Raw genomic sequence first — 21,671 nt, 5'->3', positions numbered from 1 at the left:
ATGGTGGCCAAACTCGTCCTGCCGGCCCGCCGGCGTGCCGACGGCGCGACCCTGGCCGGGATCTTCGCCGTGACCCTGCTGATCGTCCCGGCCCGCATGGTCTTCCGGGCGCTGCCCCTGTCGATCACGCCGGCCAGCCTCATCGCCCTCGCCGCGGCCCTGCTGTGGCTGTGCGCGCACCTCACCCTCACGCTGGGGATGGCCAAGGGGCGCAACCCGGTGCGCACCGCGCTGTTCGTCTTCCTGACCGCGATGCTCGCCACCTACGGCTACGCCACCTACGGCTACATGCCGTCCGACGAGCTCAACCTCGCCGACCACGCCCTGGTCCTGCTGGTGGCCAACGCCGGGATCGCGCTCATGATGTGCGACGGGGTCCGCGGCGTCGCACGCCTCGACTTCGTGCTCCAGGCCCTCGTGGTGGCTGGCTCGGTCATCGCGGTGATCGGCGCCTGCCAGTTCCTGTTCGACCTCGACCTCACCCAATACATGCAGATCCCCGGCCTCCGCTACACCTCCGAGGACGGGTTCATCACCGCGCGCTCCGACTTCCGCCGGGTCGCCGGGACGACCGGCCATCCCATCGAGTTCGGCGTCGTGTGCGCGATGCTCCTGCCGATCGCCGTCCACTACGGGTTCCAGGCCGGCGAACGCGCCGAGCCCGCCCTGCGGTGGTGGGTGTGCTCCGGGCTGATCGGGATGGGCCTGATGTTCTCGGTCTCGCGGTCCGCGGTGCTCGGGCTGGCCGGCGTCGGTGTCATCCTGTTCCTCGGCTGGCCCGCCCGGCGGCGGCTGTACGCCCTGGGAGTCGTCGCCGTCTTCCTGGTCCTGATGAGGATCATGGTTCCGGGGCTGCTGGGCACGTTCTACGGCCTGTTCGCGAACTTCGGCAACGACGACAGCATCCGCTACCGCACCCACGACTACGAGGTCGCCGCCCACGAGATCGCCAAGCACCTGTGGCTGGGCCGTGGCGCGGGCACGTGGTACGCCCCGAAACATCAGGTCTTCGACAACCAGTACATCCTGTCCACGGTGGAGACCGGCCTGATCGGCATCGGGGCGATCGTCGGGATGTTCGTGTGCGCGATGTACGCGGGGCTCCGGGCGCGCCACCTGAGCAACGACCCCGGCACTCGCGACCTGGGTCTCACCCTGGCCGCCTGCATGGTGGTCCCGCTGATCGGGGCGGCGACCTTCGACCTGCTGTCCTTCGCCATCGTCACCGGGCTGGCGTTCCTGCTGATCGGTGCCGCGGGGTCGCTGCTGCGCAGCGTCACCGAGTCAGCCGCGGTCCGTCCCCGCGCCCCCGGCGCGTCCTGGCCGTCCTGGCGCGTCCGCACCACCATGGAGCTGTTGCGCGGATCCGGTGGCACGGGTGGTCAGACCGGAGCCTGACCGTCCGCACCCTCGGCTTCACACTTCGGACTCAGCCCTCACAGCTCAGCCTTCATCGGCCAAGCCTTCATCAGCTCAGCCTTCACACTTCAGCGGGCCGACGGTCGAGGTGATCCGGTAGTTCTGGTCGATCGTCACCAGTGAGTTGTCGGCCCAGTCGATGGACCTGCAGTCGGCCTCGACCGGTCCGAAGAGCCATGACTTGTCGACCAGCCTGTTGCCGCGCATGACCAGCTTTCCGCGTGCGTTCTTCAGCTGGATGCTGTAGGTGCCGCCCATCACGAGGTTGTCGGTGACGGTGGCGTCGACGATCTGGTCGTCGACCAGGAAGATCGGTGCGGTGACGTCCTTGGCGCCGCGCTGGTCGATGGTGTTGTGGTCGAAGATCAGGCCCTTGCCGGTGTCGTAGGTCTGGATGCCGTCGGAGTGGTCGCCGGGGTTGGAGCACAGGGCGGCGTAGGAGTCGCGGATGACGATGTCGTCGCCGGAGGCGCGGAAGCCGTCGCCGTGGCCGCGGATGTGCACGCGCAGGGCGGTGTATTTGTCCTGTCCGATGCCGGGCAGGGTCTGGCAGCCCTTGGCGGGTCCGATGGTCGAGTCGGTGATGGTGAAGCGGTAGGTCCTGGGCCCGTCGGCGTTGATGACGCCCCCGTCGATCTGGCTGTTCTTGACGGTCACGCCCTCGGCGTGGATCAGCAGGTCACCCCGGATGTGCACACCGTTCAGCACGGCGCCGGGCTTGGTGACCCGGTAGGCGGCGCCGTCCTCGTTGAGGGTCATCGCGGTCAGCGTGGTGCCGGGCGGCACGCCGGTGCAGGCCGGGGTCGGGTGGGCCGCGCAACCGCCGTTACCCGGGTCGGGAGTCAGCGTCGGCCCCGCGGTCAGCGTCGGCGTCACCTTCGGGGTCGGTGTCACCTTTGGAGTCGAGGTTGGTGTCACCTTCGGGGTCGGTGTCACCTTCGGGGTCGAGGTAGGTGTCACTTTCGGGGTCGGCGTCTGCTCCGGGGTCGAGGTCGGCGTCGGCGTGCCCGGCTCGGTGGTGCTCGCGCTCGGGCTGGGGCCGGTGCTGTCGCTCGCGCTCGGGCTGGGATCCGTGCTGTCGCTCGTGCTCGGGGTCGGGGTGCCCTCGCCGCTCGTGCTCGGGCTGGGACCCGTGCCGCCCGTCTCGCTCGGACCCGTGCCGGGAGTCTGGTCGGTGCCGGAGGAGGTGACGCCCGGAGTGGGCGTGTCGGCCGGCGTCCGCTCCGGTGCCGTCGGCTGCGACGGCTGGGGCGACTGCGTGGTCCCGGGTGCCGGAGAGCGGTCGCGCCATTTGAAGATGACGTCCACCCAGTAGTTGTAACCCTTGGGGTTCCACCGGCGCGGGAAGGCGCTCGTGCCGTACCCGAAGACTCCCGCGTTACGGGAGGCCGTGGTCAGCGGGCCGGAGCGGGCGGAGTCGAAGCCCGTGCTGCCGACATAGTTGCCGCCTGCGCTGTGGTAGGAGACCGTGTAGATCTGCTTGGCCTTGAGCTGGACCGGCGAGGCGAAGCGGGCCTCCTGCCAGCCCGCGGCGCTCTCTCCGGCGAACGTGACGCGCGCCAGCCGCTTGCCGCCCGCACTCCACAGGCTCCCGGTGTGCTTGCCCTTGTCGCCGCGGGCCTTGTAGAACCGGACCCCCGTCACCCAGCCGCTGTGGGCCGCGGTGAAGCGCATGCCCAGCTCGACGGGTGTGCGGTCCGCACGGGGTGATGCCTTCACCCGCGTGTCGGTCGACCAGAAGCTCGTCTCCTTGGGCTTGTACGGCCTGGCGGCGGGCGCGGGCTGCTCCGCGGCCGTCTGCTCCACGGTGGCGCCGTCACGGGTGAGGAACCAGACAGCCGGGACGGCCGCCGCCACGAGGGCCACACCCAGGACTGCCGCCAGCCCCGGTTGCGTCCGCCGGCGGCGGGGTGGTCCGCCTTCGCTGGCTCCACCCCGGCGTGGGGGGCGTGTACTGGTCATCTCTCTGACCTCCGCGCCGATCTGCGGTCGGCTCGACAATGTGTCCGTTTGGTCCTCGCGCAGAGGCCATTGTTGCGGCTGAGGTCATAGATACGCATCAGTTTTGCGGGTATTGGCTATAAGAGTTTTCAATGACGATTATCGGACTATGTCGTTTACTCGCCCTCTCAAGCGCGACGGGCATCTCCGATGATGCGCCAACAATGCGGAAAAGCTGATATGAAGGTCACCCCACGCAGCTCAGTGGGCCGACGGTCGAGGTGACGCGGTAGTTCTGATCGATCGTCACCAGCGAGTTGTCGGCCCAGTCGATCGCCTTGCATTCCGAATCGACCGGACCGTAAACCCATGACTTGTCGACCAGTTTGTTGCCGCGCATGACCAGCTTTCCGCGCCCGTTCCGTAGCTGGATGCTGTAGGTGCCACCCATGATCAGATTGTTGGTGATGACCGCGTCGACGATCTGCTTGTCCACGAGGAAGATCGGAGCGGTGACGTCCTTGGCGCCGCGCTGGTCGATGGTGTTGTGGTCGAAGATCAGGCCCTTGCCGGTGTCGTAGGTCTGGATGCCGTCGGAATGGTCGCCCGGGTTGGAGCACAGGGCGGCGTAGGAGTCGCGGATGACGACGTCGTCGCCGGAGGCGCGGAAGCCGTCGCCGTGGCCGCGGATGTGCACGCGCAGGGCGGTGTATTTGTCCTGTCCGATGCCGGGCAGGGTCTGGCAGCCCTTGGCGGGTCCGATGGTCGAGTCGGTGATGGTGAAGCGGTAGGTCTTGGGCCCGTCGGCGTTGATGACGAGCCCGTCGATCCGGCTGTTCCTGACCGTGACGTCGGCGGCGTGGATCAGCAGGTCGCCCGGGATGTGCACGCCGTCCAGCACCGTTCCGGGAGTCCTGACCCGGTAGGCGGCGCCGTCCTCGTTGAGGGCCAGCGCGGTCAGCCTGGTGCCGGGCGGCACGCCGGTGCAGGCCGGGGTCGGATACTCGGGGCAGCGGGAGGCGGCCGTGGGCTCGATCGGGGTGCCGGTGGGCCTGCCCGGCGGGCTCTCGGCCGAGGAGGTGCATCCCGCCAGGGACATCATGGTGATCGCTGAGACGGCGGCGGCCAGACTCACCCATCGCATTGTCGTTCACTCCATCGCGTCCGGACCGCGGAGCCGGTCCCGCAGCTGTGCCCATGATCCCGCAGAAAGATCCCGTCCGCTGATCGCCGTCACCGGGAGCGGCCAGTGGATCCGCAGCTCGGGATCGTCGTAGCGGACGGAGAGGTCCTCGGCCGGGTCGTGCTCCCGGTCGATGCGGTAGCAGACGTCGGTCTGCTCGGTCAGGGCCTGGAAACCGTGCAGCAGCCCGGGGGGCACGTAGAGGGTGACGAACGTCTCGTCGTCGAGCAGCACGGAGGTCTGCTCACCGAAGGTGGGCGAGCCGGGACGGGCGTCGACGAGCACGTCCTGCACCGCTCCGCGCGCGCAGCGCACCAGCTTGGCCTCGCCCCGGCCGGAGCGGCCGTGCATCCCGCGGACCGTCCCCTGCCGCGAGCGCGACTGGCTGTCCTGGACGAACGCCGCGGGGTCCAGCCCGGCCTCCTCGGCGACGGCCTTGTCGAAGGTCCTGGTGAACAGCCCCCGGTCGTCACGGTGTGGCGTCGGAATGAACAACAGCACCCCGTCGATTTTGGTCCGTTCTACTCTCATCGGGTCATCCTTTTCTCAGAGGCGAGTCGGCAGAGGCGAGCGGGAGGCGTTGCGGTGAACGACGCTGCGGATGAGGACGTTCCGCCGGACCCCGGACGGTCCGGCGAGCGGTGGCCGGTTGTCAGCGTCGTCGTGCCCGCGCACAACGAGGAGGCCGTCGTCGCGGCCGGCCTGCGGCGGCTGCTCGCGGGGACGGCGCCGGGCGAGTTCGACGTGGTGGTGGTCGCGAACGCGTGCTCCGACCGCACGGCGGAGGTCGCCAGGCGGGCCGGTGTGCGGGTCGTGGAGACGCCGGTCCCGGGCAAGGCCAACGCCCTGAGGCTCGGCGACGAGGTCTGCCGGACCTTCCCCCGCGTGTATCTCGACGCCGACGTCGAGCTGAGCGCGGAGTCGGTGCGCGCCCTCGTGGCCGCCGCCGGCCGGCCCGGCGTGCTCGCCTGCGCCCCGGTCCCGGTGCTGGACCTGGACGGGGTCGGCTGGATCGCCCGGCGCATGCACCGGGTGCACGACCAGCTGATCGCGCCGTTCCGGGCACTGGCGGGGGTCGGCGTCTACGTTCTCACCGAGCGGGGGCACGCCAGGGTCTTCCCCCTGCCGGATGTGATCTCCGACGACGGCTGGGTGCACGGCAGCTTCGCGCCCCACGAACGGGTGGTGGTGCCCGAGGCCCGGTCGCTGGTCCGCCCGGCGAGAACCGTCTCGGCGCACCTGAACCGGCGGGTGCGGGTGCGCCTGGGCAACCGGCAGCTCGCCGAGCTGGGCCGGTCCGCCGCCGAGGGCCGCCTGCGGCTGAGCTCCCTGGGCGCCCTGGTGGCGGGGCGGAAGGTGAGCCCGTCCGACGCGGTCTGCTATCTCACCGTCCTGCTCATGGACCGGGCACTGACCCGGGTGCGGGCTCGGCGCGGTGGCCAGGTCCAGTGGGGCACGGACGCCGGCAGCCGGGCGCAGCCGGGCGGATGACCCGCCCGGACCCACCGCACCGCCCACGCGGTCGGCGCCGCCCACGCGGTCGGCGCCGCCCACGCGGTCGGCGCCGCCCGTGCGGGCGGTCCCGCCGGGCGTAGCGGCGGCCGTGCGGTCGGTACGGCCGGCCACGGCGGCCGTGCGGGCGATGCGGTCGGCCACGGTGACCGTGTGCTCGGTACGGCCGGCCGTACAGGCCGTGCGCTCGGTACGGCCGGCCGTGCGGGCTGCTGTGCGGTCGGTACGGTCAGGCACCGGCCCGCTCGGTGATCGCATACACCCGGACCGTGCCGAACGGGCTGTCGTCCTCCGGGGCCCTCCGGCCCCGGGTCACCGTCCGGAGGTGGCGGAAACGGCCGGTGCCCAGCAGGAACGCCTCCTCGACCGGGTTGAAGTAGATCACCGTGACCGGGCGCGGGTTCCGGTCCACGGTCGCGAGCAGCTTCTCGATCGCGGCCGCGAAGATCTCGCCCCGGAAGGGGTTGTTGAGGAACACCACGCTCACGTCGTCGGGGATCTCGTATTCGAGGACATCGGACCGGACGAGGTCGATGTCCGCGCAGCGCAGGCGGAGGCGGGTGTTGGCGATGTTCTCCCGGGCGATGTCGTTGAGCTGCTCGGACAGCTCGACGCCGATCACCTTCCGGAACGGGTATCGCGACGCCGCCTCCAGCACCATGCGGCCCATGCCGGAGCCGAGGTCGATGAACACGTCGTGCTCGCCGACGTCGCGCAGGGGCAGCGTGCGCCGCAGGGTCTGCCAGTTCGCCGCCGAATAGTAGACCCGCTCCTGGTGGCCGAGCCCGAACTCGTCGAGGCTCACGACCTCCGCGGTCCGCACGCCGTACCGGCGTTCGAACAGGAGCTGGACGCTGCTGCGGCGTAACCACGCGTAGGACCGCCGCACCCCCTCCAGCAGCCCGGTCACGGCTGCCGTGCCCGCGTCGACGCAGCCCTCCACCAGGGAGGCGGCCTCCGCGGTGGACATGGTCTCGATGAGCACGCTCATGGCGGTGGTCCCTTTCTCACTCGGCGCCAAGGAACAGGCGCTTGTCACTCAGGTCTCAGGAACGGGCGGCCTCGTAGGCGGCCAGGAGCGCGACCCTGGAGCGTTCCCAGGACAGCGGGCCGGTGACCCGGGCCCTGCCGATCTCGCCCATCCGGTGCCGCTCCTGCGGATCGTCGAGCAGCCGGGCGACCAGCTTGGCGAACTCCGACTCGTCGTTGGCCGGCGCGTAGACGGCGGCGTCCCCGGCCGAGACCCTCGCCTCCCGGAGGTCGAAGGAGACGACCGGGCGGCCCATCGCCATGTACTCCATGATCTTGTTCATGGTGGACACGTCGTTGAGCGGGTTGAGCGGGTCCGGCGCGAGGCACACGTCCGCCGCGGACAGGTAGCGCAGCAGGTCCTCGTCCGGGATCCGGCCGGTGAACTCGACGGAGTCCGCAAGGCCCAGCTCGCGGGAGAGAGCGATCATGTCCTCGAAGGTGTCGCCGGCGCCGACGAACACCGCGTGCCAGTCGGTGCGGCCCAGGTCGTCGCGGAGCTTGGCCAGCGACCGCAGGGCGTAGTCCACGCCGTCCTGCGGGCCCATCACGCCGAGGTAGCACAGCAGGTGCGGCTTCCCGCGCCTGAGCCCCTCCTCCACGGGGACCTGGTGGAAGCGCTCGACCGCCGGCGCGCTGCGCACCACGAACACCTTCTCGGGCCGCTTGCCGCCCCGGGTGATCGCGACCTCGCGGTAGCTCTCGTTGGTCGCGATGACCACGTCGGCCGCCCGGTAGGTGAGCCGTTCGAGCCGGCACACGGCCCGGTAGAGGAAGTCCTTGCCGCGGTCGAAGCGGGACAGGTAGAGCTCGGGCACCAGGTCGTGCTGGTCGAACACGAACCGCGCGCCGCGCCGCTTGAGCATTCTCGCCACGAGGAACAGCAGGTCCGGCGGGTTGCAGGCGTGCACGACGTCCACCCGCCCGACACGCCGGGCGAGCCGGAAGGTGTGCCACAGCGCCGAGCCGTACTCCTGCAGGTAGCCGAGCGGGCCGCCGGTCGCCGCCCGCAGCGGATATCGGTAGATCTTCACCCCGTCTATCTCGACGCGCGGCTCGGTGTCGCGTCTGGTGCCCTGGGGACAGATGACGTGCACGTCCCAGCCGGCGTCGCGCAGTGTGGTGCTTTCCTGCCACACCCGCCGGTCGAACGGCACGGAGAGGTTCTCGACGAGGATGAGTGCTTTACCAGCCAAGGCCCACGTATCCAGGATGTGCCCGGCGCGTCTCGGCGTCGGGAAGGCGGACGAGGTCGATGATCGTACGGTCTCCCGCGCCGTCGAGCGCGCTCAGCACGGCCGGGTCCTTGCAACCGATGACGCACACGTCGGCGTGCGCGAGCACGTCGTCGGCGGAGTTGCTCAGCAGGTCGCCCAGATGCGGCAGCCTGCTCTCGATGTAGTCGCGGTTGGCGCCCATCAGGCGTGACAGCGAGACGTTGGCGTCGTAGATGCGCAGGTCGTATCCCTTGCCCAGGAGGCGCTCGGCCAGCTCGACCAGCGGACTCTCCCGCAGGTCGTCGGTGCCCGGCTTGAACGACAGCCCGAACAGCCCGACCCGGCGGCTGCCGGCCGCGGTCACCAGCTCGAAGGCGCGCCGCAGGTGGTCCTCGTTGGAGGGCAGGACGTGCGACAGCAGCGGCACCGAGACGTCGGCCCGCCGGGCGGCGTAGACCAGGCCCCTCAGGTCCTTGGGCAGGCAGGAGCCGCCGAAGGCGAAGCCCGGCCGCAGGTAGGCCGGGCTGATGTTGAGCTTGCGGTCGGCGAGGAAGACGTCCATCACCCGGTGCGAGTCCAGCCCGAGCGCCTGGCAGATCGCCCCGATCTCGTTGGCGAAGCTGATCTTCAGGCCGTGGAAGGCGTTGTCGGCGTACTTGGTCATCTCGGCCACCGCCATGGGGACCCGGAAGACCTCTCCCGGCAGACCCTCGTACAGCGCGGCGACCGCGTCACCGCTCGCGGTGTCGAACTCGCCGATGACGGTCTTGGGCGGCTCGAAGAAGTCGCGCACGCTCGTCCCCTCGCGCAGGAACTCCGGGTTGACCGCCACGCCGAAGCCGGTCCCGGCCTGTAGCCCGGACGCCCGCTCCAGGATCGGGATGAGCAGGTCGGCGCAGGTGCCGGGGAGCATGGTGCTACGGAAGACGATCGTGTGCCGTCCGCTCTTGCCGGCCAGCGCCTGGCCGATCTGCTCGGCCACCCGCTCCAGGTAGGTGGTGGACAGGCTGCCGTTCGGCGCGGACGGCGTGCCCACGCAGATCAGCGAGATCTCGGTCTCGCCGATCGCTCCGGCGACGTCGGCGGTGGCGCGCAGCGCGCCGCTCCGCACGACCTCGGCGGTCAGCTCGCCGATCCGCTCCTCGACGACCGGCGCCTGGCCGCGGGCGATGAGGTCGATCTTCGTGGGGTTGACGTCGACACCGATCACCTGGTGTCCGCTGGCCGCGAGACAGGCCGCGGAGACGCAGCCGACGTAGCCGAGCCCGAACACGCTGATTCTCATTGTGCGCTGCCTCCATCGCGTCACTTGCCGGCTGGGTTGCGGGGCAGGAGGCGTTTTCCAAAGCCTTGCCCGGATCACCCGTTAGTCGGATGATTTCCTGCGATCGTTACGATTTCGAGAAGTGACCGCCCCCGGAAGAGCGGGCGTGATTACTGACGTAATGTGCGTATTTTTCGCGCGATATGGCGCAAACCAGGGCCGAATGCGGATGATTTCGCTGTGGCGACCATGGAGTCCCGGGCCCGCCGCAGCGTCTGCCGGGCCGAGCTCCGGGTCACCATCCCCTGGCACACCGGCGTCTCGCCCGTCTTGGCGCGCCGTTTGTACTCGTCGTCACCCCGCCCGAGGTCGATCCGCGTGACGCCGAGAGCGGGAGCGGCGCAGACGAGCTCGCGCAGCAGCATCCAGCCGGGGGCGAGCCCGGCGAAAGCCGGGTCGTAGACCGGGAACCACCAGTGCAGCACGTTCTCCGAACGTATTCCGAAATGCGCCGCGACCAGATGGGGGCCGGCATGCAGAGTGGACAGAACGCCCCCGAATGAGGAATCGCGGGTGTGCAGCAGCCGGGTCAGCAGGTCACGGCGGTCCGGTCCGGCGAAATAGTCCTTGGCGCCGGTGGCGGCGTACTGCGCGCGCTTGAGCTCCACCACCCGGTCCAGAATCTCGGGGTCGACCACGTCGGCCGCGAACCGCACCGTGCCGTGGGTCCGCTCGGCCTTCGCGGCGCGGCGGCGGGCCTGCCCCATGTTGTCCTTGCCGCTGCGTGAGGCCCGGCCCAGATATCCCTCCAGGCCGCCGGAGACGTCCAGGAACGGTGACGGGCGCCGGGACTCCACCCACGGCTCGAAGTCGGCGCAGCTCTCGACCAGGTGGTCGAACGCGAAGGCGCGGACCCCGCCGGTGAGCAGGGCCAGCGGGGGGAGGGAGGTGCCCGCGGCGAGCACAGGCCCCTGGAAGTCCGCCGCCGGCCAGCCCGCGGGCCTGATCAGCGACCGCTCGCGGTGGTGCGGCAGCAGGGCGCAGACCTCGCCCGCCCCGTCCCGGCCCACGGCGACCCGGACCTCGCGCCCGCTGGCGTGCACGGCCGCGGCGAAGCCGGGGTGGAAGTAGGGGCTGTCCAGCAGCGGGTTGGCCGCCCGCAGCAGATGCCAGGCGTCCAGCTCCTCGGCGGTGAGCGCGTCGAAACCGGCCGTCCGGACCGTCCGGACGGTCCGCGCCGTCGGCGCGGCCGGTCCCGGGCGTGCCGTCCGCCCCGCCCCTGCCGCCCGCGTTCCTGCTTCCGCCGGTTCCGGGTGTGCCGTCCGCGTTCCCGGTTCCGCCGGTTCCGTCCGTGCCGTCGAGGGCCGGGCGGGCTCGGGCGCCTCCGGCCCGCCGGGCACCTGGCTCGCGGGCATGCTCATGGTCGTTCCTCTCGCCGGTCGCCTGGTCAGTCCGCGAGCTTCTGGAGCCGGCGCGACGGCCTGAGCAGCGCCACGATCGACGCCCTTGAGGTGCGGCGCCCCGCGAGCGCGCGCACCCCCTCGCCCAGGGCGACCGCGAAGTAGTAGACGAGCCAGGCCAGGGTGCTCCGCCGCCTGCGGAACAGCTTGACCTTGTTGACGGTGAGCAGCGCGGCGAGAGTGGGGTTGACACCCGAGTCGCCGCCGATGTGCTCGATCACCGACGCCGGTTCGTACCAGAGCGCCCAGCCCCGGTCGCCGGCCCGCAGCGCGTACTCGGTCTCCTCGCTGTAGAGCAGGAAGGACTCGTCCCACGGACCGATCTCCCTGATGAGGTCCGCCGACAGGAACATGGCGGCACCGGTCGCCCATGCCGCGACGCCGGGCCGTTCGTACTCCCGGGGGTCGGTGACCAGCTCGCCGAGGGTGCCGATCCGGCCCGCGAGGTCTCCGCCGATCATCGCCTCCACCAGCGCCCGGCGCACCGTGGGCGTCCTGCGCAGCGAGGGCTGCAGGCTGCCGTCCGGGTTGACCATGCGGGGTACGGCGATGCCGCGCCCCGGCCGGCGCAGGGCCTCGGCGAGCGGGAGGATCGAGCCGGGCCGCAGCCTGCAGTCGGGATTGATCACATACACCGCGTCGATGTCCTGAAGGTCCAGCGCCGCGACGCCCGCGTTGATCGCCGCCGCGTAGCCGGCGTTCCGGCCGAGCTGGACGATCTGGAGCGGTAGTCCGGTCACCTCACCGGCGATCTTGAGCGTGCTGTCCTTCGAGGCGTTGTCGGCCACGACGACGCCGGCGAGGTGCACGCCCCGTGCCCCCTCGGCGAGGGAGCGCAGACAGCCTTCCAGTACCTCCGCGCTGTTGTAGGTGACGATCACTATGGCGATCCGGGGGGTACCAGGTGTCATATATTCGTCATCGCCGGGGGCGGCGGTGTCGTTACCACGTTCCAAGTCCCGTAGGGGTCGCGGGACGCGTAGGGGTCGCGGGCCGCGAGCCCGGCCGAGGGGGAGGCGGAGGCGTCACCCGCGGGCGCGCTTGAAGGCCCGCGCGGCGACCCGGCGGACGCGGAGCGGCAGCGGCGGAGTGCCGTCCATGACCTGCGGGGCCCAGGTGGCGTCGATGTCGTGGCGCAGGCTGTTGCGCGGCTGGAGCCAGGTGCCGGGCCGGGCGCGGCCCCCGTCGCTGGTGTAGGCGCGGGTCACCTCCGCCCGCCGCAGCCTGCCGAGCACGTGCCGGTCGTAGGAGCCGAACGGGATGGCCACCCTCGACACCCGCCGCCCGGTGAGCTCGGTGAGGAGCCGGTTGGCCTCGGCGATCTCCTCCTCGGCCTGCTCCCCGTCCAGCCGCCGCCAGTCGCGGTGCGCCCAGCCGTGCGAGCCGACCCGCATGCCCGCCGCCACCAGCTCCCGCACCCCGTCGGCGTCCAGCCTGCCCGGCTCGCCGAGGAGTCCGGCCAGCACGAAGAACTCCGCGGTGAGGCCGCGTTCGAGCAGCCGCGGGAGGGCGATCTCCACATCCGAGGCGTTGCCGTCGTCGAAGGTGATGCGGACGTCCTGACGGCCCACCGCCGCGTCGAGGACCTGCTCGAACTGCTCCACGCTGACCCAGGTCGTGTCCTCGCCCGGGTCGAGCTCGCGGCTGGTCGGGCCGATGCCGTGCACCGTGAGGTTGACGACCGAATCCACCAGTGCCCTCGTTTCTGATCCGGCGTCCCGGTTACCGGAGGGCGGCGCGCACGGAGCCGGGCCCTCGGTTGATATCGGATTCCATGGCGTCCCGTTACAGCGTGCCCTCCGCCGGTATGGGCGTGGTGTCTGGTTACCGTGCTCTCGCCACGACGCTCTGGTTACCGTGCTCTGGCTACGGCGCTCTCGCTACGGCGCCCTCGCTACGGTGCCGCCCCCGCCGCCACGGTGGCGGGCTACGGTGCCGTCCCCGCCGCCGTGGCGGTCCCGTCCCGCCGCAGGCGCTCGGCGTACCAGGCCGTGGTCAGCCGGAGGCCCTCCTCCAGCCCGGTGACGGGGCGCCACCGGAGCACCTCGGCGGCGGGGGCGATGTCGGCGATCCGGGCGCTGTCCAGCGGGCGGTCGGAGATCGCGCCGTACCGGGGCCGCGCCGGGCCGCCGATGATCCGGCCCAGCAGCTCCACGGTGTCCCGGATGGACGTCCGCGTGCCCGTGCCGATGTCGAGACTCAGGCCGGCCGCCTCCGGGGTCATGCCCGCGGCGAGGAAGGCGTCGACCACGTCGTCGACGTAGACCCAGTCCAGTTGGCGGGTCCCGCTGCTGAGGCTGGGCGCCTCGCCGCGGAGCAGCGAGAGCGTCACGTAGGGGACCAGCTTCCTGGTGTCGTGCTGGCCCGGTCCGTAGACCATCCCGATGCGCAGGGTCGTCACGGGGACGTCCCAGAGGTGGTGGAACATCCGCGCGTAGCCGCTGGCGGCCCATTTGGCGACCGCGTAGGGCGAGGACGGCGCGGTCTCGCCCTCGGCCGGCCGGGGCTCCTCAAGCGATCCGGCGAGCACCACCCGGGTGCCCGGGCTGCCGGCGACCGCCGTCAGCAGGTTGACCACGCTGGCGAGGTTGCTGTCCAGCATCGGCCGGACGAGCTGCGGGTCCCTGGCGCCGGCGACCTCGCTGGCGAGGTGGAAGACGACGGCGGGACGGGTGGAACGGACGAGGTCCTCGACCGCGCCGGCGTCGCTGACGTCGGCGACGTGCCAGGTCTCGCCGTGGCCGGCCCCCTCCCGGGGGCTGCGGCTGACCGCGTGCACCTGTGCTCCGAGCGAGCCCAGGCGCTCCACCAGCCGGGCTCCGATGAATCCGGTGGCACCGGTCACGAGCACCTGTGAGCCGTACCAGTGGCGGTCCTGCTGTCGCTGGGCATGCGGGTCTTCGAGTGCGGGGACGGTGAGCACGGGCGGGTTCTCCTCGTGTGTCTGACGAGTCGTCTCGGACGCTGTAGCCGGCGTGCTTGGCTGGCGGGCCCTGGTTCCGGACGGGCCCACGCGTTCTCATCTTCTCTTGTCCCACGCGCCACGGCAGCCCATATCCGACTGTCCGGGAGAAAAAGCGATGGGGCCGCTCATCCGAGCGGCCCCATCGTCGTCGTCGCGCCTCCGTCAGCCGATGCGCCAGGTGTCTCCGGACAGCAGCAGGTCGTCCAGGTCGCCCTGGCCGCGCCCGCCGACGGCCTCCTGGAGCTGCTCGGCCATCAGCTCGTCGTAGGAGGGGCGGTCCACACTGCGGAAGACGCCGATCGGGACGTGCTCGAAGGCGGGCTCGTCCAGCCGTGACAGCGCGAAGGCCAGGGACGGGTCGGCGCGGTGGGCGTCGTGGACGAGGATCTCGTCCTCGCTCACCTCCGACCTCGGGACGACCTCGATGCCGCCGTCGGCCGCACGTCGCGCGGCCTTGGAGGCCGAGACGATCGGCCGGCCGTGCTCCAGGCGCAGCGTGATGTCGTCACGCAGCTCCGGGTCCTTCAACTGCTCGAAGGCGCCGTCGTTGAAGATGTTGCAGTTCTGGTAGATCTCGACCAGGGAGGTGCCCCGGTGCTCGGCGGCCTCGCGCAGCACCGACTGCAGGTGCTTGCGGTCGGAGTCGATGGTCCGGGCCACGAACGAGGCCTCGGCGCCGATCGCCAGCGAGATCGGGTTGAACGGCTTGTCCAGCGAGCCCATCGGGGTGGACTTCGTGATCTTGCCGATCTCGGAGGTCGGGGAGTACTGACCCTTGGTCAGACCGTAGATCCTGTTGTTGAACAGCAGGATGTTCAGGTTGACGTTGCGGCGGAGCGCGTGGATCAGGTGGTTGCCGCCGATGGACAGCGAGTCGCCGTCACCGGTGATCACCCACACCGACAGGTCGGGACGCGAGGTGGCCAGGCCCGTCGCGATCGCCGGGGCGCGCCCGTGGATCGAGTGGAACCCGTAGGTGTTCATGTAGTAGGGGAAGCGGGAGGAGCAGCCGATGCCCGAGACGAACACCATGTTCTCGCGCTTGAGGCCGAGCTCGGGGACGAAGGACTGGACCGCGGCCAGGATGGCGTAGTCACCGCATCCCGGGCACCAGCGGACCTCCTGGTCGGACTTGAAGTCCTTCATGCCCAGCTTGACGTCGGACTTCGGGACCAGGGACAGGCCCCTGCCGTTTGCAAGATCACTCACTGTCGATCACGTCCTGGATCACGCCGGCCAGCTCCTCGGCCTTGAACGGAAGCCCGCGCACGCGGTTGTAGCTGATGATGTCGACCAGGAACCGCGCACGCAGCAGCAGCGCGAGCTGACCGAGGTTGATCTCGGGGAGCAGCACCTTGTCGTAGGCCCGCAGGACCTCGCCGGTGTTGGCCGGCAGCGGGTTGAGGTGCCGCAGGTGGGCCTGGGCGACCTTGCCGCCGGACTTCCTGATCCGCCGTACGGCCGCCGCGATCGGGCCGTAGGTGGAGCCCCAGCCGATGACCAGCACCCGGGCGTCGCCGTCGGGGTCGTCGACCTCCAGCGGCGGGATGTCCTGGGCGATCCCGTCGATCTTGGCCTGACGGAGCCGGACCATCCGGTCGTGGTTGTTGGGGTCGTAGGAGATGTTGCCGGTGCCGTCGGCCTTCTCGATGCCGCCGATCCGGTGCTCCAGGCCCGCGGTGCCCGGGATGGCCCAGGGACGGGCCAGGGTCTCGGGGTCGCGCTTGAACGGCAGGAAGGTCACGCCGTCCTCGCCGTTGGGCCCGGTGGCGAACTCGGTGGCGATGTCGGGCAGCTCGGCCTTGCTCGGCACCTTCCACGGCTCGGAGCCGTTGGCCAGGTAGCCGTCGGACAGCAGCATGACCGGCGTGCGGTATTTCACCGCGAGGCGGGCCGCCTCGATGGCCGCGTCGAAGCAGTCGGACGGGGTGGCCGGCGCCACGATCGGCAGCGGCGACTCGCCGTTACGGCCGTACATGGCCATGAGGAGGTCGGTCTGCTCGGTCTTGGTGGGCATGCCGGTGCTCGGCCCCGCGCGCTGCACGTCCACCACGATCAGCGGCAGCTCGGTGGTCACCGCCAGGCCGACGGTCTCGGCCTTCAGCGCCACACCGGGCCCGGAGGTCGTGGTGACGCCCAGCGCCCCGCCGAAGGAGGCGCCGAGGGCCGCGCCGACGCCCGCGATCTCGTCCTCGGCCTGGAAGGTGCGGATGCCGAACCGCTTGTGCTTGGACAGCTCGTGCAGGATGTCGCTGGCCGGGGTGATCGGGTAGGACCCGAGGAACAGCGGCAGCCTCGACTGGACGGAGGCGGCGATCAGGCCGTAGGCGAGCGCCTGGTTGCCGGAGATGTTGCGGTAGACGCCGGGGGCGAGCTTGGCCGGCTTGACCTCGTAGGAGACCGAGAAGGACTCGGTGGTCTCACCGTAGTTCCAGCCCGCCTGGAAGGCCGCGATGTTGGCCTTGGCGATGTCGGGCTTCTTGGCGAACTTGGTCTCCAGGAACTGGATCGTCGCCTCGGTCGGCCGGTGGTAGAGCCAGCTCAGCAGGCCGAGGGCGAACATGTTCTTGGAGCGCTCGGCGTCCTTCTTGGACAGCTCGAAGCCTTCGAGCGCCTTGACGGTCAGCGAGGTCAGCGGCACCGGGTGGACGCGCCACTCGGCGAGCGTGTCGTCCTCCAGGGGGCTGCCGTCGTAGCCCACCTTCTGGAGGTTGCGCTTGGTGAACTCGTCGGTGTTGGCGATGATGTCGGCCCCCCGCGGCAGGTCGCCGAGGTTGGCCTTCAGGGCGGCGGGGTTCATCGCGACCAGCACGTTGGGGGCGTCCCCCGGCGTGAGGATGTCATGGTCGGCGAAGTGCAGCTGGAAGCTCGACACGCCCGGCAGGGTCCCTGCGGGGGCGCGGATCTCGGCCGGGAAGTTGGGCAGGGTCGACAGGTCGTTGCCGAACTCCGCCGTTCCCGCCGTGAAGCGATCACCGGTCAGCTGCATTCCATCACCGGAGTCTCCGGCAAACCGGATGATCACGCGGTCGAGTTGCTGAACCTGCTTGGTCACAGCTCAGACCTCCTCGACGCGGCGACGCGCCGTTGCTGGTTGCTTGTCATTTCCATGCTAGATCCCTCAGGGTGACGCATCGTCTTCCGCGTTGCTAGATCCTTTGGATGCAGACGAGTGCGATCTTTAGTGCTCCGTCTGGTGTCTTCCGCGTTTCGCCCAAGGGGGGTATGGCGCGCGTCATACAGCCTCGGCTGCCGTCGATCAGGAGCTGGGACGCCGCGTCGCCGGAACTGCCCGGACGGACGGGTGGGTGGCCTGCGTGGAGGTCACGATCGCGAGCGGTTGGCCCGACACAGCCCGGCCGCGAGCCGGCACAGGTCCACGTGCAGGCGGCCGAAGAGGACAGTTGGCGTCACGATGCCTAACTATATGTCCCGGCCGGAGGCCGTCCTCATCGCCTCCGGCTATGTGCTCATAGCCGCAGGTTATGGCACTGCCTGCTTCTCCAGCGCGCGGGCGAGGCTGCCCGTCCTGCCCGGACCGCCGCCGGACGCGGCCGAGTCGTAGGTCCCGCCCGGCTGCATCCCGCGCGGGCCGTACAGCTCGGGGACCGTGACAAAGGTGTAGCCCTTCTCCTTCAGTCGCCGCAAGATCTGGGGGGTGGCGTCCACGGTCGCGCCGTGGACGTCGTGCATGAGGACGATCGCTCCGGGCCTGGCCCGGGAGACGGCCCGGTCGGCGATGGCCCCGGGGTCGGGGTCGCCCTGGTCCTCGGTGTCGACGCTCCACCGCACGACCGACAGGCCCATCCTGCGCGCCACCGCGGCGACCTGGATGTTGCTCGCGCCGTACGGCGGGCGCATCAGTGTCGGGACCTGCCAGATCGCCTGGGTTATCGCGTACTGGGTGCGGTTGAGCTGGTCGGCGACCTTGCTGCCGGGCAGGGATGTCAGGTCGCGGTGGGACCAGGTGTGGTTGGCCACCAGATGCCCCTCCTGCCGCATCCGCCGCAGCAGTTCGGGGCGGGCGGAGGCGTTGGAGCCGACGCTGAAGAAGGTCGCCCTGGCGCCTTCGCGGGCGAGGGCGTCCAGCAGCCGTCCGGTGTGGGGCCCCGGCCCCTCGTCATAGGTCAGCGCTATGCATTTGGCCTTCGCGCAGTCCACCTCGCCCGCCTTGGAACTCCGCGCCGGGGGCTCGGTCGTGCTCGCCGCCTCGATGAACTCCTCCGACCCCGGCGGCGGTGTCTGCGCGGCCCTGGCCGCCCGCTGTGCCCGCATCCCCGTCGCCGACAGCAGCGGCTCCGCCTCGGAGGCCGGGACGGCGACCGCCACCCGACCCATGGACCCGCCGGCCACCTGGGAGTCGTCGAACTCCACGACGAGGTCGCCGCGTGGGTTGAAGCCGAGGGAGTCGAACTGCCGCGGGCCCGGCTTGATCGCGTGCGGGTTCACGCGCGGCCCCTGGACGGCCAGCCGCTCCCTGACGAGCCGGGCCAGCTCGGCCAGCGCGGCGTCGTCCCTCAGCAGGGCGGCGGAGTCCAGGGCGCGACTGTCCACCCGGTCGTACCAGACGGTGGTGCGGGCCTCGGACCAGCCGTTCCCGAGGGATTCGCCGATGCGCAGCCGTACGCCGAGCACCTGGTCGGAGGCGGCGGTGAGCTGCCAGTCCACGTTGAACTCCGGATGGGGGAGGGCGTGGTTCATGGAGGTGTCCCTGGTGAACCGGTCGAGCTGCTCGGTGACCGTCCGGCGGAGCTTCTCGGTGAGGCGGGGGGCGCCGTCGACCGAGGGGTAGGCGACGTGCACGCGCCGGTCGCCGGAGTCACCTCCGCTCAGGTTCCGGACGCTCAGCCCGTGGACCGCCGAGGGGTCCGCGTAGTTGATCATCGTGGGTTCAGAGGGAAGGGGGTGTTCCGCGCTGGGGGAGGTGGCGGCCGTGCCACATCCGGCTACCGCTGCGGCAATTAGCGCGATTCCTCCGGCGAATCGCAATTTAGGCATGCCTGACACAGTAAACGCGATATGTGCACTTTTGCCGATCTTTGGGATTAATCGGGAAGAGGTTTTGGCCGGATCCGGTTTGGCCGCTCCACCAGGTGACGTGGACGGTGGACACTGCTATAGCTGGGGGGAGAGGGCTCCGTCCGGCGGGGTCCTCGTGAGGAGGATCCATGGGCGGATACTTCGGCTCCTACGGGGTCGTCCTCGCGCTGCTGACGATCGGAGCGCTGATCGTCGCCGGGGCGCTGACGGTCAACCGGCTGCTCCGCCCCCACCGCCCGACCCCCGAGAAGCTGCTGACCTACGAGTGCGGCGTCGACCCGGTCGGCGCCGACTGGGCCCAGTCCCAGGTCCGTTACTACGTCTTCACCTACCTCTACGTGGTCTTCGCCGTGGACGCGGTCTTCCTCTTCCCCTGGGCGACGGTCTTCGCCGCCCCCGGCTTCGGGATGACCACCCTGGTGGAGATGTTCGTCTTCCTGGGCTTCATCGCGCTCGGGATCCTCTACGCCTGGCGTAAGCGTGTGCTCGCCTGGACCTGAGCCGGGCGGGCGGGACCATCGGCACTGAAGGAGAATGGGTGTCATGGCGGATCTTCCGATGCCCACGGTGGGGCCGGCCTCCCGGCTGGCTCCCAAGCCCATGCGTTTCGTCCTCAACTGGGGGCGGCGCTACTCGTTGTGGGCGTTCAACTTCGGCCTGGCCTGCTGCGCGATCGAGTTCATCGCGACCTCGATGAGCAGGCACGACTTCATCAGGTTCGGGGTGATCCCGTTCGCCAACGGCCCCCGGCAGGCCGACCTGATGATCGTCTCGGGCACGGTGACCGACAAGATGGCCCCGGCGGTCAAGCGGCTGTACGAACAGATGCCCGACCCCAAATACGTGATCTCCTTCGGCGCCTGCTCCAACTCCGGCGGCCCCTACTGGGACTCCTACTGCGTGACCAAGGGCGTCGACCAGATCATCCCGGTGGACGTCTACGTCCCCGGCTGCCCGCCCCGGCCCGAGGCGCTGCTCCACGGCATCATGATGCTCCAGGAGAAGATCGCCGCGGAGAACCTGAGTGACCGGTATGTCTGATCCCGCGAGGAGCCGAGCAGATGAGCAGCGGTGAGGGGCGGCCCGGTGTCGCCGCGGTCCAGGAGCGGTACGGCACGCGCGCGCAGGTGTCGGAGTCGTTCGGCGAGATCACGGTGGACGTCCAGGCGGGCGACTGGACCGGCCTGCTGGAGTCCGTCCGGGCCGAGGGCTACGAGTTCTTCGACTGGCTGACCGCCGTGGACGACCCGCCGGACGGGTTCTTCGTCGTCGCCCACGTGTTCGCCCCCGCGTCGCGCGGGCACCTGCTGCTGCGCACCCGGGTCCCCCGCGCCGACCCCCGGCTGCCCAGCGCGGTCGGTGTCTTCCGGGGCGCCGACTGGCACGAGCGCGAGACCTTCGAGATGTTCGGAGTGATCTTCGAGGGGCATCCGAACCTGGTCCCGCTGCTGCTGCCCGACGGCTTCGAGGGCTTCCCGCTGCGCAAGGACTTCGTGCTGGCCGCCCGGGTCGCCAAGGCGTGGCCGGGGGCCAAGGAGCCCGGTGAGTCCGACCACGGCTCGCCGAGCCGCCGCAAGACCCTCCCGCCCGGCGTGCCCGCCGACTGGGGGCGTGATGGCTGAGGTGTCCGACGCTTGGGAGGCGTGATGGCCGGGGTGCTCGACGTCGCCGTCCGGCTGGTGGGGATCGTCGTGGCCTTCCTCGTGCTGCCGCTGATCGCCGGGCAGGCCGAGCACAAGGTCATGGCGCACATGCAGGCGCGCCTCGGCCCGATGTACGCCGGGGGCTTCCACGGTTGGGCCCAGCTCATCGCCGACGGGATCAAGTTCACCCAGAAGGAGGACGTGATCCCGGCCGCCGCCGACCGCCGGGTCTTCGCCCTGGCGCCCGCGGTGGCGCTGATCCCCTACCTCGTGGTGATGGTCGTCATCCCGATCGGCCCCGGCCTGGTCGGGGTCGACCTGGACGCGGGCCTGTTCTTCGTCCTGGCCGTGATGGGGATCGGCGTGCTCGGCTCGATCATGGCCGGCTGGTCGTCGGGGAACAAATACTCGGTCCTGGGCGGGATACGCTCGGCGGCCCAGCTCATGTCCTACGAGCTGCCGCTGGTCCTGGCGGCCTCCAGCGTCGCCATGGCCGCCGGCACGCTCTCCCTGCCGGGCATCGTGGAGTCCTGGCAGTGGTGGTGGCTGCCCTGGCAGGCGATCGGCGGCGTGATCTTCTTCGTCGCCGGGCTCGCCGAGCTGCGCCGCCCGCCGTTCGACATGCCGATCGCGGACTCCGAGATCATCATGGGTCCGATGACCGAATACGCGGGGATCAGGTTCGCCCTGTTCATGCTGGCCGAATACGCCGGGATCATCGTGATCTCCGCGCTCACCGCCGTGCTGTTCCTGGGCGGCTGGCACGGGCCCCTCCTGCCCGGACCCGTGTGGATGCTCATCAAGGTCTCCGCCCTGGTGTTCGTGGTGATCTGGGTCCGGGTGAGCTTCCCCCGGCTCCGCGAGGACCAGCTCCAGAAGCTCGCCTGGGTCGGCCTGGTGCCGCTGGCGCTGGTCCAGCTCGCGCTGACGGGGGTCGTCAAAGTCCTCGCGGGCTGATCCGGGAAAGCCCCTCATGGGCTGGTCCGGGAAAGCCCCTC

20 protein-coding genes are annotated in these 21,671 nt (G+C 70.5%); 6 read left to right on the top strand and 14 right to left on the bottom strand.

The window, feature by feature from the left end:
* On the top strand, positions 1–1,398 hold the full coding sequence (locus tag J2S55_RS13215) for an O-antigen ligase family protein (RefSeq protein ID WP_306860260.1): 1,398 nt from the start codon (positions 1–3) through the stop codon (positions 1,396–1,398).
* A gap of 75 nt (positions 1,399–1,473) precedes the next feature.
* On the opposite strand, the gene J2S55_RS13210 is transcribed toward J2S55_RS13215, so the two are convergent.
* The 3 genes from J2S55_RS13210 to J2S55_RS13200 all read right to left on the bottom strand — a co-directional run bounded on the left by J2S55_RS13210 (position 1,474) and on the right by J2S55_RS13200 (position 5,074).
* Positions 1,474–3,285 (bottom strand): DUF4082 domain-containing protein, encoded by a 1,812-nt coding sequence (locus J2S55_RS13210; protein ID WP_306860257.1) that lies wholly within the window; start codon positions 3,283–3,285, stop codon positions 1,474–1,476.
* Between the two features lie 322 nt (positions 3,286–3,607).
* Entirely contained in the window at positions 3,608–4,504 is an 897-nt protein-coding gene (locus J2S55_RS13205) for a right-handed parallel beta-helix repeat-containing protein (protein ID WP_306860255.1), read from the bottom strand.
* Positions 4,505–4,510: 6 nt separating this feature from the next.
* Entirely contained in the window at positions 4,511–5,074 is a 564-nt protein-coding gene (locus J2S55_RS13200; protein ID WP_306860253.1) for a dTDP-4-dehydrorhamnose 3,5-epimerase family protein, read from the bottom strand.
* Positions 5,075–5,128: 54 nt separating this feature from the next.
* Between J2S55_RS13200 and J2S55_RS13195 the strand changes: the two genes are divergently transcribed.
* Complete coding sequence (locus tag J2S55_RS13195) at positions 5,129–6,034, top strand: glycosyltransferase family 2 protein (protein WP_306860251.1); 906 nt, start codon at positions 5,129–5,131, stop codon at positions 6,032–6,034.
* Between the two features lie 250 nt (positions 6,035–6,284).
* Here the strand turns inward: J2S55_RS13195 and J2S55_RS13190 are convergent, their stop codons facing one another.
* The 11 genes from J2S55_RS13190 to J2S55_RS13145 all read right to left on the bottom strand — a co-directional run bounded on the left by J2S55_RS13190 (position 6,285) and on the right by J2S55_RS13145 (position 18,874).
* Positions 6,285–7,046 carry a methyltransferase domain-containing protein gene (locus J2S55_RS13190; RefSeq protein ID WP_306860249.1) on the bottom strand — a complete coding sequence of 254 codons (762 nt, stop codon included), beginning with the start codon at positions 7,044–7,046 and terminating at the stop codon, positions 6,285–6,287.
* A 55-nt stretch (positions 7,047–7,101) separates the two neighbouring features.
* Positions 7,102–8,280 carry a glycosyltransferase family 4 protein gene (locus J2S55_RS13185; RefSeq protein ID WP_306860248.1) on the bottom strand — a complete coding sequence of 393 codons (1,179 nt, stop codon included), beginning with the start codon at positions 8,278–8,280 and terminating at the stop codon, positions 7,102–7,104.
* Positions 8,270–9,586, bottom strand: coding sequence for a nucleotide sugar dehydrogenase (locus tag J2S55_RS13180; protein ID WP_306860247.1), 1,317 nt, complete (start codon positions 9,584–9,586; stop codon positions 8,270–8,272). The genes J2S55_RS13185 and J2S55_RS13180 overlap by 11 nt, the downstream gene beginning before the upstream one ends.
* A gap of 149 nt (positions 9,587–9,735) precedes the next feature.
* Positions 9,736–10,986 carry a GNAT family N-acetyltransferase gene (locus tag J2S55_RS13175; RefSeq protein ID WP_306860244.1) on the bottom strand — a complete coding sequence of 417 codons (1,251 nt, stop codon included), beginning with the start codon at positions 10,984–10,986 and terminating at the stop codon, positions 9,736–9,738.
* A 26-nt stretch (positions 10,987–11,012) separates the two neighbouring features.
* The gene (locus J2S55_RS13170) at positions 11,013–11,936 is read right to left on the bottom strand and encodes a glycosyltransferase family 2 protein (RefSeq protein WP_306860243.1); all 924 of its coding nucleotides are present in this window, start codon (positions 11,934–11,936) and stop codon (positions 11,013–11,015) included.
* 114 nt (positions 11,937–12,050) lie between these two features.
* Positions 12,051–12,716 (bottom strand): polysaccharide deacetylase family protein, encoded by a 666-nt coding sequence (locus J2S55_RS13165; protein WP_306860241.1) that lies wholly within the window; start codon positions 12,714–12,716, stop codon positions 12,051–12,053.
* Between the two features lie 236 nt (positions 12,717–12,952).
* A complete protein-coding gene (locus J2S55_RS13160) occupies positions 12,953–13,948 on the bottom strand; it encodes an NAD-dependent epimerase/dehydratase family protein (protein ID WP_306860239.1) in 996 nt (331 codons plus the stop codon).
* 204 nt (positions 13,949–14,152) lie between these two features.
* Complete coding sequence (locus tag J2S55_RS13155; protein ID WP_306860236.1) at positions 14,153–15,199, bottom strand: 2-oxoacid:ferredoxin oxidoreductase subunit beta; 1,047 nt, start codon at positions 15,197–15,199, stop codon at positions 14,153–14,155.
* On the bottom strand, positions 15,192–17,045 hold the full coding sequence (locus J2S55_RS13150) for a 2-oxoacid:acceptor oxidoreductase subunit alpha (RefSeq protein WP_306860234.1): 1,854 nt from the start codon (positions 17,043–17,045) through the stop codon (positions 15,192–15,194). The genes J2S55_RS13155 and J2S55_RS13150 overlap by 8 nt, the downstream gene beginning before the upstream one ends.
* 269 nt (positions 17,046–17,314) lie before the next feature.
* Entirely contained in the window at positions 17,315–17,404 is a 90-nt protein-coding gene (locus J2S55_RS48290; protein WP_369011196.1) for a putative leader peptide, read from the bottom strand.
* A 69-nt stretch (positions 17,405–17,473) separates the two neighbouring features.
* Entirely contained in the window at positions 17,474–18,874 is a 1,401-nt protein-coding gene (locus J2S55_RS13145) for a polysaccharide deacetylase family protein (RefSeq protein ID WP_306860232.1), read from the bottom strand.
* Between the two features lie 284 nt (positions 18,875–19,158).
* On the opposite strand from J2S55_RS13145, the gene J2S55_RS13140 reads away from it, so the two are divergent.
* Genes J2S55_RS13140 through nuoH form a run of 4 tightly spaced genes read left to right on the top strand, consistent with a single transcriptional unit; the run spans position 19,159 to position 21,630 of the window.
* Positions 19,159–19,530 carry an NADH-quinone oxidoreductase subunit A gene (locus J2S55_RS13140; RefSeq protein ID WP_306860231.1) on the top strand — a complete coding sequence of 124 codons (372 nt, stop codon included), beginning with the start codon at positions 19,159–19,161 and terminating at the stop codon, positions 19,528–19,530.
* A 43-nt stretch (positions 19,531–19,573) separates the two neighbouring features.
* The gene (locus J2S55_RS13135) at positions 19,574–20,071 is read left to right on the top strand and encodes an NADH-quinone oxidoreductase subunit B (RefSeq protein ID WP_306860229.1); all 498 of its coding nucleotides are present in this window, start codon (positions 19,574–19,576) and stop codon (positions 20,069–20,071) included.
* Positions 20,072–20,091: 20 nt separating this feature from the next.
* A complete protein-coding gene (locus J2S55_RS13130; RefSeq protein ID WP_306860227.1) occupies positions 20,092–20,652 on the top strand; it encodes an NADH-quinone oxidoreductase subunit C in 561 nt (186 codons plus the stop codon).
* Between the two features lie 21 nt (positions 20,653–20,673).
* On the top strand, positions 20,674–21,630 hold the full coding sequence (nuoH, locus tag J2S55_RS13125) for an NADH-quinone oxidoreductase subunit NuoH (RefSeq protein ID WP_306875311.1): 957 nt from the start codon (positions 20,674–20,676) through the stop codon (positions 21,628–21,630).
* The last annotated feature ends 41 nt before the right edge of the window (positions 21,631–21,671 follow it).

The sequence above is a fragment of the Streptosporangium brasiliense genome (genome assembly GCF_030811595.1).
GTDB classification, from domain to species: domain Bacteria; phylum Actinomycetota; class Actinomycetes; order Streptosporangiales; family Streptosporangiaceae; genus Streptosporangium; species Streptosporangium brasiliense.
The sequence above is the reverse complement of the archived record's forward strand: the minus strand, read 5'-3'. Positions and strand labels throughout refer to the sequence as shown.